The organism is Streptomyces sp. NPDC050546, from assembly GCF_044457425.1.
Taxonomy (GTDB): domain Bacteria; phylum Actinomycetota; class Actinomycetes; order Streptomycetales; family Streptomycetaceae; genus Streptomyces.
This window is the reverse complement of the sequence record NZ_JBITGX010000023.1, coordinates 100,895-115,259: the sequence shown is the minus strand read 5'-3', so window position 1 is coordinate 115,259 and position 14,365 is coordinate 100,895. Positions and strand designations below refer to the sequence as shown.

Annotated in this window: 16 protein-coding genes; 12 read left to right on the top strand and 4 right to left on the bottom strand. The window is 69.8% G+C overall.

What is annotated here, in order from left to right:
- Positions 1-234: 234 nt before the first annotated feature.
- Positions 235-444 (bottom strand): hypothetical protein, encoded by a 210-nt coding sequence (locus ACIBK5_RS39170; protein WP_399027533.1) that lies wholly within the window; start codon positions 442-444, stop codon positions 235-237.
- A gap of 95 nt (positions 445-539) precedes the next feature.
- The gene (locus ACIBK5_RS39165; protein WP_399027531.1) at positions 540-854 is read right to left on the bottom strand and encodes a hypothetical protein; all 315 of its coding nucleotides are present in this window, start codon (positions 852-854) and stop codon (positions 540-542) included.
- Positions 855-1,041: 187 nt separating this feature from the next.
- On the opposite strand from ACIBK5_RS39165, the gene ACIBK5_RS39160 reads away from it, so the two are divergent.
- From ACIBK5_RS39160 to ACIBK5_RS39120, 9 genes are all read left to right on the top strand, one after another.
- Complete coding sequence (locus ACIBK5_RS39160; protein WP_399027530.1) at positions 1,042-1,584, top strand: GntR family transcriptional regulator; 543 nt, start codon at positions 1,042-1,044, stop codon at positions 1,582-1,584.
- A 6-nt stretch (positions 1,585-1,590) separates the two neighbouring features.
- The gene (locus tag ACIBK5_RS39155) at positions 1,591-2,364 is read left to right on the top strand and encodes a GntR family transcriptional regulator (protein ID WP_399027528.1); all 774 of its coding nucleotides are present in this window, start codon (positions 1,591-1,593) and stop codon (positions 2,362-2,364) included.
- Between the two features lie 193 nt (positions 2,365-2,557).
- The gene (locus ACIBK5_RS39150) at positions 2,558-2,971 is read left to right on the top strand and encodes a DUF3592 domain-containing protein (RefSeq protein WP_399027526.1); all 414 of its coding nucleotides are present in this window, start codon (positions 2,558-2,560) and stop codon (positions 2,969-2,971) included.
- A gap of 323 nt (positions 2,972-3,294) precedes the next feature.
- Complete coding sequence (locus tag ACIBK5_RS39145; RefSeq protein WP_399027523.1) at positions 3,295-5,148, top strand: Hsp70 family protein; 1,854 nt, start codon at positions 3,295-3,297, stop codon at positions 5,146-5,148.
- Positions 5,149-5,151: 3 nt separating this feature from the next.
- Positions 5,152-6,006, top strand: a complete 855-nt coding sequence (locus ACIBK5_RS39140; protein WP_399027521.1) for a hypothetical protein — start codon at positions 5,152-5,154, stop codon at positions 6,004-6,006.
- Positions 6,003-7,004 carry a hypothetical protein gene (locus ACIBK5_RS39135; RefSeq protein ID WP_399027520.1) on the top strand — a complete coding sequence of 334 codons (1,002 nt, stop codon included), beginning with the start codon at positions 6,003-6,005 and terminating at the stop codon, positions 7,002-7,004. Before ACIBK5_RS39140 ends, ACIBK5_RS39135 begins: the two co-directional genes overlap by 4 nt.
- The gene (locus ACIBK5_RS39130; RefSeq protein WP_399027518.1) at positions 7,001-8,137 is read left to right on the top strand and encodes a patatin-like phospholipase family protein; all 1,137 of its coding nucleotides are present in this window, start codon (positions 7,001-7,003) and stop codon (positions 8,135-8,137) included. Before ACIBK5_RS39135 ends, ACIBK5_RS39130 begins: the two co-directional genes overlap by 4 nt.
- 42 nt (positions 8,138-8,179) lie before the next feature.
- A complete protein-coding gene (locus ACIBK5_RS39125) occupies positions 8,180-8,755 on the top strand; it encodes a hypothetical protein (RefSeq protein ID WP_399027516.1) in 576 nt (191 codons plus the stop codon).
- Positions 8,756-8,921: 166 nt separating this feature from the next.
- Positions 8,922-9,599, top strand: coding sequence for an HNH endonuclease family protein (locus ACIBK5_RS39120; RefSeq protein WP_399027514.1), 678 nt, complete (start codon positions 8,922-8,924; stop codon positions 9,597-9,599).
- Between the two features lie 39 nt (positions 9,600-9,638).
- On the opposite strand, the gene ACIBK5_RS39115 is transcribed toward ACIBK5_RS39120, so the two are convergent.
- Positions 9,639-10,769, bottom strand: a complete 1,131-nt coding sequence (locus ACIBK5_RS39115) for a lysostaphin resistance A-like protein (RefSeq protein ID WP_399027512.1) — start codon at positions 10,767-10,769, stop codon at positions 9,639-9,641.
- A gap of 126 nt (positions 10,770-10,895) precedes the next feature.
- The gene (locus ACIBK5_RS39110) at positions 10,896-11,453 is read right to left on the bottom strand and encodes a TetR/AcrR family transcriptional regulator (RefSeq protein WP_399027510.1); all 558 of its coding nucleotides are present in this window, start codon (positions 11,451-11,453) and stop codon (positions 10,896-10,898) included.
- Positions 11,454-11,550: 97 nt separating this feature from the next.
- Between ACIBK5_RS39110 and ACIBK5_RS39105 the strand changes: the two genes are divergently transcribed.
- From ACIBK5_RS39105 to ACIBK5_RS39095, 3 genes are all read left to right on the top strand, one after another.
- Positions 11,551-12,159, top strand: coding sequence for a DUF2867 domain-containing protein (locus ACIBK5_RS39105; protein ID WP_399027508.1), 609 nt, complete (start codon positions 11,551-11,553; stop codon positions 12,157-12,159).
- 725 nt (positions 12,160-12,884) lie between these two features.
- Positions 12,885-14,150, top strand: coding sequence for a nucleotide sugar dehydrogenase (locus ACIBK5_RS39100; protein WP_399027506.1), 1,266 nt, complete (start codon positions 12,885-12,887; stop codon positions 14,148-14,150).
- Between the two features lie 41 nt (positions 14,151-14,191).
- Positions 14,192-14,365 (top strand): hypothetical protein, encoded by a 174-nt coding sequence (locus tag ACIBK5_RS39095; RefSeq protein ID WP_382585462.1) that lies wholly within the window; start codon positions 14,192-14,194, stop codon positions 14,363-14,365.

Here is a 14,365-nt window from a genome sequence, read left to right as displayed (position 1 = left end):
CCCCCGAACGGGCAGGGGGCGTCGTTGTTCTACGGCCGTTGTTCTACGGCCGTTGTTCTACGGCTGGGGCCCCGTGACACGGGCATCCGCAGCGGCGCTGGAGCAGGATGCCGAGCGCGGTCGGCAGCGGCAGGTCGTGGGTCTGGCGGCAGTCGGCGTGCAGGTCCTGGTAGCCGGGGCGAGCGGCGAGGGTGCACTCGGGTGATGCGGGCGATCGGTCTGCGGTGGCGGGCCTCACGGACTGAACCGATCCGAGGAACCGTCGGCCCTCCGCCCACGGCTCTCGGCGACCCGGAGGATGTCGCGCAGGGCCTCGGTCAGGCGCTCGGCGAGGAAACGGAGCTGCGTCTCCGTGGCGGTCGGGAGCATGTCGTCCGCGTGGGCGAGCAGTTGACCGCCCATGTCGAGCTGGACCTCTTCCGCGATGTCGGCCCTGCGGGACACGGGCCCTCCATCGTCATCGGTGATCACGAAGCACGGCTTGGCTTCCGGGCTGGTCCAGGGCAGGAGGCGGAGGGTGCGGCGTGAACTTGCCCTCATCAGGCCGCCTCCACGCTGTGGGGCCAGTAGGGCCCGGCCGTAGGAAACTCCACCGTGGCCAGAGCTGATTCGCTGCGCTGCCGTCGCTGTTGCTGCTGCTCGTGAGCGACGAGATACGGGCGTACGGCCAGGGTGGAGGATCCGTCGATGAGGGCGTCGGCGCGGTAGGGGCTGCGGTGGGTGGGCAGGGAGAGGAGCCACAGTGGCGGAGCAGCGGTCGCGGGTTGCGGTTCGCGTAACGAGTGGCGGTACGCCCGGCGGGGCTTGCGCGCGAGGCCCGCCCAGGCAACGAGACGACGAAGCAGGTCGGTCATGCCATCGGTTCCGATCAGGTTCGACGGACTACCGGAGTTGCGCAACGATCAGGACCTTATCGCCTTTCACGAAATACGGCAAGGCAGACAGGATGGACCTTCGAGTCGGCCACCCTGAACCCCTGGCCACTGAGTCGCTTACCGTGTAAAGCGGCAAGGTCGGACACGCCAGTCGCGGGAGGACATCGTGAGCGCGAGTAGGTGGACCAGCACGTCGATGCCGTACCTGAAGCCGCGCCCGCAGGGCCGGGGCGATGCCTGGAGCGCGGACGCGGCCGCCCAGGGCCGACGTGGATCCCAGCGCATCGTCCACGCGGGGGAGGTCCATGCGCCGTCTGAGGTTGCGAGGCAGTTCGGGGTTCCCGACGGGGAACTGGTCGTCGTACGACGCCGCCTGATCCTCCTGGACGACGAGCCGAACGAACTGACCGACACCTACTACCCCGTCGCCATCGCCCGGGGCACCCCGCTGGCCGGAACTGCCAAGATCCGCGGCGGGGCCGTCACCCTGCTCGCCGAGCTGGGCCATGTCGGCGCGCTGGTGAGGGAGGACGTGACGGCCGGCCTGCCCGAGGAAGAGGAGCAGCGGGCCCTGCGGCTCGCGCCGGCTGAGCCAGTCCTGCGCCTCACCAGGCTCACCCTGGACCGTGACGACCAGCCGCTCCAGGTGGATCGCATGGTGATGCCCGCCCAGCGCCAGCAGTTGCGCTACGAGATCAGGATCGGATGAACCGCGGTGCCCAAGGCCGAATCGGAAGCCCACGACCGCCGCTCGCTGCACGAACGGATCGCGGCCGACCTGCGCGACGACATCATGAGCGGCGAGTTGCCGCCGGACGCGAACCTGCCCTCCACCGCCCAACTCCGAACCCGCTTCGGCGCGTCCAACGCCACAGTCCAGAAGGCCCTGCAACTCCTCAAGGACGAACGTCTGGTGGTGGGGCGCGCAGGCGCGGCGGTGACAGTCCGTGAGCACCGGCAGCGCACGATCCGACCTGCCGCCTCCCTCGCACAGGCCTCAGCAGACGAGACCCACCCATGGCTCACCGAGGCAGCCAAGCACGGCACAGAAGCCCGGATCGCGCTCCTCGACGTGACGGAGACGAGCCCGCCGGCGGATATCCGAACCGCTCTGGGGCTCTCCGACGAGGGCACGGCGGTTCTCCGCAGCCAGCTCCTACTGATCGACGAGGAACCGGCCGAACTCGTCAAGTCCTACTACCCGTTGCACATCGCCGACGGCACACCGCTGATGGAACGGAGCCGGCTCAGAGGCGGAACCCCCACCCTCCTGAGGCAACTCGGGCATACACCCCACCACTGCGTGGACCGTGTCTCGGCCCGAGTCCCCACACAGGAACAGTTCGAAGCCCTGCGCCTTCCCGGCAGTCTGCCCGTTCTGTGCACGCTGAGGGTCGTATACGCGGCCGACGGAGGTCCGATCGAGGCGACGTCCATGGTGAAGGCGGGGCATCTTTACGAGTTGCAGTACGAGTTCGTGCCGCAGTGACACCGCGTCACCCGCCGAACGGCAGCGGATCCGGAGAAGGTGGCGCAGCGGCAGATCGAACGGAGCGGTCGAACTGCTTGACCGCTGCCGTGGCCCAGTCGATGTCTCCGCACAGCCGAGCGTTTACCGGGCGCCCCCAGTCGATGTAGCGTCCACTCCGGCGACAGGAAGTGCCCGAAGAGGCGCGCGGAGCTTGGAAGGAGAGGCGGCTGTGTGGGTTGCGATGTCGCTGCTGGCTGGTCTCACCGTCCTCGGGTTCGGTACCCGCGAGGCCATGTTCCAGCACCGCCTCCGACGTGAGGGGATCCGCGTCAGGGGCCTGGTGGTCCGCCACCGCGTGGAGAGTTCCGCGAAGGACGGCACTTTCTACTTCGCGGTGGTCGAATTCGTCGATGCGCAGGGTGGTCGGCACACGATCGAGTCCAGGTCGTCCGGAGTCAAAGGTCTGCCCGTGGGCGGTGGGGTCCCGGTGCGCTACCTTCCCGGCGGCCCGGAGGATGCGCGAATCGACCTCACCGGCAGGCGGATCGGGGAGATCGGGTCTCTCTTCGCGGTCGGCGCGCTCTTCACGGCCATCGGGATCTGGATGCTCGCCACCGGCCGTTGAGCCGCTTCCCGATCCCAGCGGAGACGCGGGCGAAGGTGTCCCACGCGCCGCCTCACCGAGTACGACTCGGTGTCGCGACGAAAGACACCGAACAGGAAATTGAATCATTCGATCACAATCGATCGACGGGAATTCCTGTCGAGACGCCTCCGCCAGATCTCCCGATGACAACATTGTTATGTGTTTTCACAGCGGCCCCGTGGGAATGAAGAACGCGTTGAATCGGCCACTCTGCAGGCCGGTTCGCGCGTACGAGGGTGGGGACCGGAGAGCGCGAGTCTTCTTGTCCCCTGCCCGCATCCGGTCTGAGGGGGAGGGCTGGGTTGAGCCATTCACCGTCCGTCGGCGCGTTCGTGCCCAAGGTCGTCGCAGCCATCGACTTCGGAACACATGGCTCCGGATTCGCCTGGGCGACTGTTTCGAATCTGCAGAACGTGATCAACAACCGCTACATCGTCTATCAGGACTTCGTGCCCCACGGTGGCAGCAGTTCCTATCCGAAGGATCTGACGGCCGTCCTGGTGGATCAGTACGGAACGGCCGTGGAGTTCGGATTCGAGGCCCGCAAACGCTGGCAGACCGAACTCAGCCGGGGAAATCCGAGCCGTCTCGGATACGCCACCAGGTTCAAGATGGCGTTGCGGTCCGACGCCCCGCGGGTCGACGTACCGCGCTTCCTCGGCAGCCTTGCCGGGGCCGACCGCCAGACGGTACGGAGGTTGATCGCGGACTGTCTCGGCAAGCTGTACCGGACAGCCCTAAAGGAGATAGAGGCGACCAGCTACCGCGGTATCGGATTCACGGAGAAAGACATCCGCTGGTGCATCACGGTACCCGCGATCTGGACGGACTCCGAGAAACGGGCGATGCGTGACGCCGCGGCACAGGCCGGCATGCCCGCCGACGCGGAACGGCTGCTGCTCGTCAGCGAGCCGGAGGCCGCGGCCGTCTACTGCGCGCTCACCCCCGGCACCCTGCTCGGACCGACGCGGCCCGAAGGCCGTCTCGACGTCGCGACGGCCGGCAGCCGCTTCATGGTGGTCGACTGCGGTGGCGGCACCGTCGACATCACCAGCTACCAGATCCGCCCGGAAGGCGTCGGTTCCAACCGGCTGGCCGAGATCGGCATCGCCGACGGCGGCCCGCTGGGATCGGCCTACATCAACCAGCACTTCGTCGAGCAGGTGCTCGCCGACCGCTTCGGCGTCGAGCAGTTGAAGGAACTGACGGTCTCCCACCCGCGGGAGATCGCCATGCTGGAGGACCGCTGGGAGGAGCAGAAGCTCGGCCTGCACTCCGAGACGGATCCCGACGGCACACCGACCCTCACCAGTTCCTGCGACATCGAAGTACCCGGCCGACTCTGGGAGGCGCTCACGGAGTCCACCAGGGATCGGCTCACGGAGCTGGCCTTCGACGACCCCTATCACCTCGTCCTGACTCCACAGGAGGTCACCGCACTCCACGACTCGGTGGTCGAGCCGGTTCTGGACACGATCGAACGGCAGTGCCGGACCGTCCTCGACGGCGGCCCCGTCAAGGGCGTGGAACAGATCCTCGTCGTCGGCGGATTCGCCCGCTCCACCTATCTGCGGGACCGGATCGCCCACCGGTTCGGCGGCGAGATCAAGGTGGTGATCCCGCAGGATCCCGCGGTCGCCGTCCTCGGCGGGGCCGTGCACTTCGCCTACGACCCGTCCGTCATCTGGGGACGCCGCTCGAAGTACACCTACGGCTTCGGCTGTGCCATGCCCTTCCGTGACGGGGTGGACCCCGTGGACAAGCGCTTCACCGACGATGAAGGGGACGTGATGTGCAAAGGGCGATTCGGCGTCATGGTGCGGCGCGGCGACCTGGTCACCGTCGACCGGGTCGTCGAGGCCAACCTCGGGGTGACGGAACGCGACGCCCGCATCCTCAACATCCCTTTGCTCGCGACCTTCAGCGACGACCCGCAGTTCACCGATGAGGAGGGCTGTGAACGTGTGGGGACGGTCACCGCGGATGTGTCCGGCTCCGTGAACCTGCCGTCGTCCAGACGCAGGCTCGACATCTACTACGCGTTCGGCGGCTCGGAGATCGCCGTGGAGACCCGCGACCGGGTCAGTGGCGCGCGCCGCAAGGCCACGATCACGTTCACGGAACTGTACGGACGGCACGGCAAGGCAGGTGGGTGATTCATGGACCGGAGCACATACGGCTTCGACTCCGAAGACCAAGAGCACGACGAGTTCATGGAATCGGACAACACGCGCGGGTGGGGAGCGGGCAGGAAGGAAAGGAACAAGCGCGACACCGCTGCCTGGTGCCTGTGGCTGCGCGAGCAGGTCGCCGAGGACATCAAGCGGCAGTCCGCGACCCTTACCACGCGGACGGAAGCAAGGACGGAAGCCCTGCAGCGCAGCGTGGACAGCCTCGGCAAGCGGCTCGACGCGGTGGCACGCAACGTCGACTTGCTTCTGGACGCCCTGCGCGACCAGGGAGTGCGCGACGCGATCGACGCGGGCCGCGCCACCTCCGACGTCCATCGCCGGCACCTCGAACTCGCCCAGACGTACCGGACGCTGGTGACGCAGGCCCTGCGCGACCTGGGACGCCTGCTGTGCCCCAAGGTCGGGGACGAAGGACGCACGGAGCTGGCGCGGCGTCGTGCCCAGGCCGTCGCGCACCTCGTCGCGCTCCTGTTCCAGCCGCTCGACCAGCCGATGTCCAGCACTCAGGAAGAGATCGTCGACCGGCTGCGCGCGTTCGGCCTGGCGACCGAAGGAACGCAGGTCCGGGGGCAGTTCGCCGCCGTGTTCCGGAGGGCGGCGGAACTGCGCGAGGGCGTGGCGGGTCTTGCCCTCAGCGCCGAACTCGACTTCGCCGTCGACCTGACGGCCCTGCCGGCGGACCACTACCAGCCCTGGGAAGAGCAGCAGGCCGACGACGCCCAACCGGAGTTCCTGATCGCTCCCGCGTACGTCGTGGGCGGCGACCGGCCCCAGAGCCTCAGCCGGCCGATCGTCTTCGTGACCTCGACGGGCCGCCCGTGAACCGGCCGTTGAACCCGCGCGAAGTCGCCCGAGGCGTCCCGCTGGTGGACGACCGGCTGCTGCTCGAACTGCTCAACGATCTGCACACCGCGGACGACCTCGTGCGGGCCACGGTGCGCCAGGGGTTCTTCGCCAGACTGCTGGGCCAGGTCACCGGGCGCCGGCGCAGACAGGACCTCGCCGTCACCGGCGCCCTGGTCGGCGCTCAACGCGACACCCTGGCCTGGCTGTCCAGCCTCACCGCACGGCTCGCGGTCACCGACCTGGTCGTCGCCGAGGTCACCGACGAGGTGGCCCGGGTCCGCGAGGACGTGAAGGAACTCGACAGCCGCCTGCGATGGGCCGAGGGCGATATCCGCGAGCTCGCCCTCGTGCTGGCGGAACTCGCCGAACAGACCGGGCGTGGGCTGGCCGAGCACGACGAGCGGCTGCGCAAGGTCGAGAGCAGGCTCGCCATCGACGACGCGGTTCGACGCTGGCGCCACCCCCGCCCCGATCCTGGACTGGGCCGCCTCTTCGGAGCCGTACTCCTGGCCCGGGAGGTCGCCGCCGGCCCCGCCGGAGAGTTCTCCGACACCGAACGCGGCGCCCAGGTCGAGCAGGAGCTGGTCGACCGCATGCTTCAGGACCCGCCGACACCGTGGTTCGACGGCGTCAGATCCGTGACCGGCCTGCTGGCCGAGGCCACCCGCCGGTTACCCGGCGACGACCACCGGGCCATGCTGGCCGAACTGCTGGGAGAAGGGCTGCGGGAGGAGCTGACCGGTGCGCGCGGGCCGCTGAGCACCGCACTCAGCACAGCGGCGGCGACCACGGTGCGGGGCGCGGACCCCGACGCCGTGGCGAGAACGGCGCTGCGCGGCGCGGTCCGCAACGGCACCCGCTACGTCGCCGCCAGCCTGACCGCGGAGGAACTGCTGCGGCAACTGGTCGGAGAGCAGTTCGCGGAGGCGGCCGCGCGCCGCTCCCGGCTCCAGAAGGCGAGGAGCACCTCATGAGCGGCTCGGCGGACTTCACCGAACTGGGACGAAGGGCGCTGGAGGTGGCCCGGCGCCCGGTGACCGCGCACCCGGGCCCGGGGACCTCGCACCAGGACCCGTCCCCCGGTCCGGTCGGCCGATCCCGGGTGCCGGACACCCCGCACACCTCCGTGCGCATCGGGCTGGTGCTGGCCGGCGGCGGCGCGAAGGGCGCCTACGAACTCGGAGTTCTGGACTACATGGCGGAGCGGGGCGCCCGCGTGTCAGCGATCGCCGGCACCAGCATCGGTGCCCTCAACGGCGCCGTGCTGGCCAGCGGGGAGTCCTTCTTCCAGGGCGTCGAACGGCTGGCCACCTTCTGGGAACGCTTCTCCGTCCGCATGGGAGTCGCGCCGTCCGAGGCCCGAGGGCTGCCGCTGGACGAGGCCGGAGTCGCCATGGAGAGCACGGCACGCCAAGTACGGCGTCTGGGCCCGCGCCTGCGGGCTCTCAAGCAGCGGACCGCCCTGCTCGAAGAACTGATCGACGAGGCTGTGGACGCCGAACGCATCCGTGCCGGTCTGCCCCTGTGGGTCACCGCCTATCCCCTGACGGGCCACCATGCCGTGCCCCGGCGGCTGCGGCACCTGAGGGAGGTCGGACGGTGGATGGGCGGTGCCCGGGCCACCATCATCCGGCTCAATGACCTGGCCGCACCGCAGGTCCGCGAGGCGGTCCTGGCCAGCGCCGCGCTCCCGTTCGTCTTCCCGACCCGGGTGATCGACGGATGCGCCTACCTCGACGGCGGCCTGGGCCGCGGTGACCGCACCCCCGTGCGCGCGTTCGCCTCGGAAGAGCACTGCGACATCCTCGTCGTCCTGCACCTGCATCCCGACGCCCGGGTGGCGCCGGGCGCTGCGACCGGCCTCGTACGCGTCGACATCCGGCCGAGCCTCCCGGTCGTCCCGCCGGGCCCGCTCGGGCCGGTGACCGGTCTGCTGAACTTCTCGCCCGATCGCGTGGCCTCCCTGCGCGCCCTCGGCTATCGCGACGCGGCCGACCGCTTCGACGAGACCGAGCGGCTCCTGGGACGCCGAGGCGCCCTCGATGAGGGCGAGTCCGCGATGCTGTCCGCCCTGGAGCGGCTGAGGGGCGCGTCACCGACGCCGTGAAGCGCCCGTGCCGAGGAGCCGCCGAGCGCCGAAGGAGCCTCGTTGTCCGACCGCCTGCACGTGCTCACCGCCATCTACCAGTCCGACCGGGCCGACCGCTCCAGCACCCTCACCGTCAGCCTCGCCACCATGGGTGCCGCCGTCACCTACCTCGTGGGCACGATCGCCTTCTACGACAAACTCGATCTGCTGGGCTGGGCCATCAGCCTGCTGCCGTTCCCCCTGATATGCGTCCTGGCCTTCCAGGCCCAGATGGTCAATCTGGCCGCCGTCCGGGCCCGCTCCATCCTCACCCTGGAGAAGGCGCTCCTGGACGCGGTGGAACCTCCGAGCGGTCCCCACTTGGACCGCGCCGTCCTCGGCGTCACCGCCAGCGAACGGGCCTCCAACCCGCACACGGCCGCCCGCCGGCAGCGCGCCGCGACCTTCATCGCCTACCTGGGCGTCGGTCTCATCGACGTGCTCTACATCGTTCTGATGCTGGTCAAAGCCGCTCCGCACCTCTCGGCCTGGGTCGCCGTCCCCGCCATTCTGTACGGTGCGCTCCTCGTCCTCGTGGCCCTGGCCTGGCACCACAGCGTCACCAACCTCGACTTCCACGCGGTCGGCAGCCCCTGACCCACAACCGGTGCCCGGCCCGAGGCAGACCGTGCCGGCCGAGCGCGGCGCAGCCCTCCATCGGGTGACTCATAGAACACCCGCCCGGTGAACCCACGCATCCATATGGCTCATTCGTTCGAGTCGGACCCCTCGAACGAAGTACGCGCAATCGATTCTGCGATGCGTGATCAAAAACCTCAGCCGGGCCGCACTCGCGGCCGCACTCGTCGTCCTTGTTCTTCTGGCACCCACCCCGGCCCAGGCGCACGGCCGGGCCGCCGAACCGCGCACGCTCCCGATGGCGAACGCGGTCGGCGTCCTCCCCCTCGCGGATGAGGTGCGGGAGGGCTACCAGCGCACGAGCTTCCGGCACTGGAACGCGGGCCAGAACCCCACCGACGGCTGCAACACGCGCGCGGAGGTGCTCATCGCCGAGGCGGTCGACCCGCCCGAGGTCCTCGCCGGGTGCAGGCTCTCCGGAGGGCGCTGGTGGTCGTACTACGACGCCCGATGGGTGACCGAGGCCGGCTCCCTGGACATCGACCACATGGTGCCGCTCGCCGAGGCGTGGGATTCCGGGGCGTCGCAGTGGACCGCCCAGCGGCGTGAGGCGTACGCCAACGACCTCGGCGCGCTGACCTCCCTCATCGCCGTCACCGCGGCCTCCAACCGCAGCAAGGCCGACAAGGATCCCGCCGAGTGGCTGCCGCCCGCCGCCGGCGTCACGTGCCGGTACATCTCGGAGTGGGTCGGGACCAAGCTCCGCTGGGGACTCAGCGCCGACGCCGTCGAGTTCGAGGCACTCACCCGGCTCGCGCAGTCCTGCCCCGACACCAGCGTGACGTACGACCCCGCGCCGTAGGACAGAACCTGGTCCCGCCCCGGCGACCTGGCCTCGAGGCTACGGCCCTGCCGCGGGCGGGACATCCTCATGAGGTGCGGTGCGGGAATCTTCATGAGGCGCGGTGCGGGCATCCGGCGGCGTGACACCGCCCGGGGCGCCGAAGGCGGGGCCGGGCTGGGCCCCGTACGGCATGCCGTACGGCGGCGGGTACGAGGCGTACGGCGGGTAGGGCGGGTACGAGGCGTACGGCGGATGCGGAGCGGGCTCGGGCACCGGCGGGGCCAGGCGCTGCGGCTGGTGGCGTCGGGCGAGCCACAGTACGAGTGCCGCGTACAGCAGGGTCGTCGCCACGTCCGCGAGGGCGAGTGGCCAGGGCGAGTCGGCCGCTGTCTCGTCGGAGTTCAGCCCGTCGACGACCGCGGCGAGGGTGCCGAAGGCCACCAGGTTGTTCAGGACATGCAGCGCGACGGCTGCCTCCAGGCCACCGGTACGGATGGTCAGCCAGCCCGCCACCACACCGAAGACCAGCAGGCCGATGAAGCCCCACGTGGTGCCCCAGCCATGGGCGGCGGCGAACAGCACGGCCTGCGGGAGCACCGCGAACCAGGGAGTACGGACGAAGGCGCCGACCGCCTGCGTCAGCCAGCCCCGGAAGACGTACTCCTCGGCCGCGGCCTGCACCGGGACGAAGACGGCCAGCACGCCCAGGGAGGTGAGGAACGACCCCCAGCCCACCCACACCTCGGGCTCACCGGAGCCGCCCTCGCCCTCGTGCAGGAGGAACGCGGTCCCCGTCAGCACGGCCACGGGGAGCACCGCGGCCAGCAGACACCACCCCAGCCAGCGCCACCGCAGCCGTCCGGCGACCGACGACACGGTGCCGACCGGCCGCCGCCCGGGCCACAACACGGCCAGCAGAACCAGCGGCAGGGCGACCGCGATGGAGGTCAGCTCCATCGCCGTGTTGCCGAGCGGCCCCAAGTCCGGTCCGCCGTCGGGGAGATCGGGGGTGCCGGCCAACGCGCCGAAGACGTAGGAGACGGCGACCAGCAGGAGGACGAGTACGAGATAGGCGCCGAAGAACAGCAGAGTGCCGACCAGGGGCCGCCACCAGCGATGACGGCCCGTGAGGTGGCCCAGGCGGTGATAGGGGAGGCCGTCGGGACCCGGCGGTATGGCGGTCGTCATGATCGACAGCTTCCCAAACGGGGCGCGCCCCGGGCGTCCGCCCGCAGCAGGAGGCCTCGCTCGGTCTCAGGGTGGATGCTCCGGAACCACACACACTGTGACCTGGCACTTCTCGACCAAGTCCGCTCAGCCCAACAGCCGGTTCCTGACCGCGGCGAGGACCTCCGTGCGGCTGCGCGGGCCGTTGTCGGCTGCGATCAGGTGGTCGCCGATGCGCAGTGAGAAGGTGATCAGACAGCGGGCCTCGACATCGCCCTCGTCGGGACAGAAGGCCCCGAAGAGCTCACGCAGATAGTCCATGCGCCGGTTGTCGGCCCGGCGGAGGCAACGCGCCACAGCTTCGTCGCGCCGGGCCCAGTCGCGGATCGCGAGTTCGACCCCGGCGCTGGTCACATGCGTCTCGCCCGACCCCACGAAGTCGAAGAGACGCCCGAGCCGCTCGCGGGCGTCGCCCCCGTCGCGTTCGATCCGCTCGATGACGTCCTCGGTGACCCCGCGCTCCCAGGTGTCGAGCATCTCCTCCAGCAGGGCGGCGCGGTTACGGAAGTAGCCGTAGAAGCCGCCCTTGCTGACGCCGAGGGCTTGGGCGAGGACCTCGACCCGGACAGCCTCGGGGCCGCCGGCGGCGAGCGCCCGCAGCCCCTCCTCGATCCACTTGTCCCGCGGCGTACGGATCGCGCCCATACCGTGTCTCCCCCTCACCTGTCCCGGGCCAGTATACGGAGCCGTATAGATGGGTCTATGCTCGATCTATACGCCACCGTATAGACAAGGATCCGCCATGAGCGATCTGCGCCTCCCCTCGACGGACCACACGTCCCGCCCCTGGCGGATCCATGAGATCGCCGGCGACTTCCGGCTCGAGGATGTGTGGGCGCTGCCGACGCCGGGCGGCCCGGACGACCTGCACCATCTGGTCCGGCAGATGGCGGACGGCAAGGACGGTCCGGACGGCGGCAACCCCGTGGGCCGTTTCCTCTTCGCCGTGCGCTGGAAGCTCGGCGCGCTGCTCGGCTGGGACAAGCCGGACTCGGGCGTCGGCGGCAGGGTGGCGACGCTGCGCGACCGGCTGCCGGACGACCTGCGCGAGGGGCCGCGGGGGCCCGACCTCAGCGCGGCGCCCTTCACATCGGTCTTCCAGACACACGACGAGTGGGCCGCCGAGTACGCCAACAGGACCATGCACGGGGTGATGCACATCGGCTGGGTCTCCGACGGGAACGGCGGCTACCGCGGCCAGATGGCCGTCCTGGTGAAGCCCAACGGCCGCCTCGGCGCCCTGTACATGCTCGGCATCAAGCCTTTCCGGTACCTGGGGGTGTACCCGGCCCTGATGCGATCGATCGGCCGGGAGTGGCAGGAGAACACGGCACACCGAACGGCACGCTGACGCCCCCTCCCCGCGACCCGGACTCGGCCCAACCCCTGCTCCTCCACCGGCGGGGCTTGAACGAAGGCGCGAGGGATCGCGGTGAAGCCGCTCCACGCGCCACCCCGCAGCCCGGTCTCGAAGCGACGGGACCGCCATGAACCAGGCGCTGGGACATCGATCGCACCATCGATGCGTGCACAGAGTGAGGCCTGTCGGCGCCGGCCGCGCCCCCATCGCTTCCGCCTGGGCGAACCCTGGGTAACCGGCGACGGTGCGGAGATGTGGAGTGGGGGCGCACCAGGGGGCGCGCGAAATTCGCGAGTGCATCCGAGCGGACGCCGCTCCCTGCACTCACACCGTCCGGGAAATGTGAAGATCCCCTCTCCGCCTCCAGTAGCCCCAGCCACTTGTCGCACCTCATTGCGCCAGCAACAACAGGTCCGGCGAAGAGCCACTTGACCATGCATCACCCCTCAATGACCGGCACCCCCGGCACACTTCACAGATATCGAATCAGTAAAGGGGGTTCCGCCTAGCGAATTTTTGTTGAACCATGAAGGTCCACAGATGAGGGGGATTTGTGAAGATCGTTGGTTGCGCTTCGCGCACGTGCGGGCAAGGGGGCCCGGACAAGCCGGCGATGCGGTGATGGTGCCGTTCCCACACCGCTTCTCACGCAGTACCACGCCACGGCCGCCTGCTTCAGGAACAGGCGGCCGTACTTCAGGGGTGAGGAAACCACCATGCACATATGTGTGCTGGGGCAGGGCTATGTCGGCCTGCCCCTGGCCGTGAGGGCCGCCGAGGCCGGACATACCGTCACCGGGTACGAGCCCGACGAGCGGCGTTGCGGAGCGCTGGCCGCCGGGTCGTCGTACGTCGAGGACATCGGGTCCGACCGGCTTCAGGCGGTGCTCGCGTCGGGCGGCTACACCGCCAGCTCGGACCCGCAGGACCTCAAGGGGTTCGACGTCGCGGTCATCACCGTGCCCACGCCGCTGACCGACCGGGCCCCGGACCTGAGTTGCGTACGGGACGCCGGTCGGGTGCTCGCGCAGTGGATCGAGCCGGGCGCCACCGTCGTACTCGAGTCGACGACCCATCCCGGCACCACGCGTGACGTGCTCATACCTCTGCTGGAGGAGGGCTCCGGCCTCGTCGCCGGGCGCGACTTCCACGTCGGGTTCAGCCCCGAGCGCATCGACCCGGGCAATCCGGACTGGAGGCTGGAGAACACGCCGAAGATCGTCGCCGGGCTGACGGACGACTGTCTGCGGCAGGTGAAGGCCTTCTACGACTCGGTCACCGACGTCACCGTGCCGGCCTCCGGGCTGGAGGAGGCCGAGCTGGCCAAGGTGTTCGAGAACACCTATCGGCACGTCAACATCGCGCTGGTCAACGAGCTTTCGCGGATGGCCCACACGCTGGGTGTGGATGTGTGGCACACCCTGGAGCTGGCGGCGACCAAGCCCTTCGGCTTCACCAAGTTCCTGCCCGGCCCCGGCGTGGGCGGACACTGCCTGCCCATCGACCCGGTCTACCTCAGCCACCACGTCAAGGCCCGGCACGGCCAGACCTTCCGGCTCATCGAACTGGCCCAGGACATCAACGAGTCCCAGCCCGACTACGTCGTACGCCGACTCCAGGACTCCCTGAGCCGCCGCTTCCGCAGGAGCGTGAGCGGGGCGCGGATCCTCGCGCTGGGGGCGGCGTACAAGCCGGGCACGTCGGACGCCCGACAGTCGCCGGCCGTCGAGGTCACCGACCGGCTGCGGGCGATGGGCGCGGACGTCACCGTCGTGGACCCCTATCTGCCGGTGGCGGACGGGGGTTGCCGGGAGATTCCCTTCACCGCGGCGGACGGCGGCGCGCGTCTCTCCGACTACGACGCCGTCGTCCTGCTCACCCCGCACGGCGAGTTCGACCTCGCGCGACTCGCCGCCGAGGCCCCCTACGTCCTCGACACCCGTGGCGTCATGGCCGCCGCACCCCACATCGAACGGCTCTGACCAGAGCCACCCGGAAGACCACAGAGGAAAGAGAGAAAGACATGTACGGACAGAACGGTGTGGGCGCGGCGATCGGTACCGCCACCGGCGGAGCCGCCCTCGCGGCCACGGGCGGGACGGCTCTGGGGTGGATCGTGCTGGGGGCCATGCTCTTCGTGATCGGCGGTGTGGTGGTGTTCCGCACGGCCACCCGCGGCAAGCGAGTGACCGCTTGA

Bases quoted from the DNA above. Each gene is read 5' to 3' on its own strand.
- ACIBK5_RS39130 (WP_399027518.1), top strand. From the start codon at position 7,001: ATGAGCGGCTCGGCGGACTTCACCGAACTGGGACGAAGGGCGCTGGAG.
- ACIBK5_RS39140 (WP_399027521.1), top strand. From the start codon at position 5,152: ATGGACCGGAGCACATACGGCTTCGACTCCGAAGACCAAGAGCACGAC.
- ACIBK5_RS39165 (WP_399027531.1), bottom strand. From the start codon at position 854: ATGACCGACCTGCTTCGTCGTCTCGTTGCCTGGGCGGGCCTCGCGCGC.
- ACIBK5_RS39105 (WP_399027508.1), top strand. From the start codon at position 11,551: ATGAGCGATCTGCGCCTCCCCTCGACGGACCACACGTCCCGCCCCTGG.
- ACIBK5_RS39095 (WP_382585462.1), top strand. From the start codon at position 14,192: ATGTACGGACAGAACGGTGTGGGCGCGGCGATCGGTACCGCCACCGGC.
- ACIBK5_RS39115 (WP_399027512.1), bottom strand. From the start codon at position 10,769: ATGACGACCGCCATACCGCCGGGTCCCGACGGCCTCCCCTATCACCGC.
- ACIBK5_RS39100 (WP_399027506.1), top strand. From the start codon at position 12,885: ATGCACATATGTGTGCTGGGGCAGGGCTATGTCGGCCTGCCCCTGGCC.
- ACIBK5_RS39110 (WP_399027510.1), bottom strand. From the start codon at position 11,453: ATGGGCGCGATCCGTACGCCGCGGGACAAGTGGATCGAGGAGGGGCTG.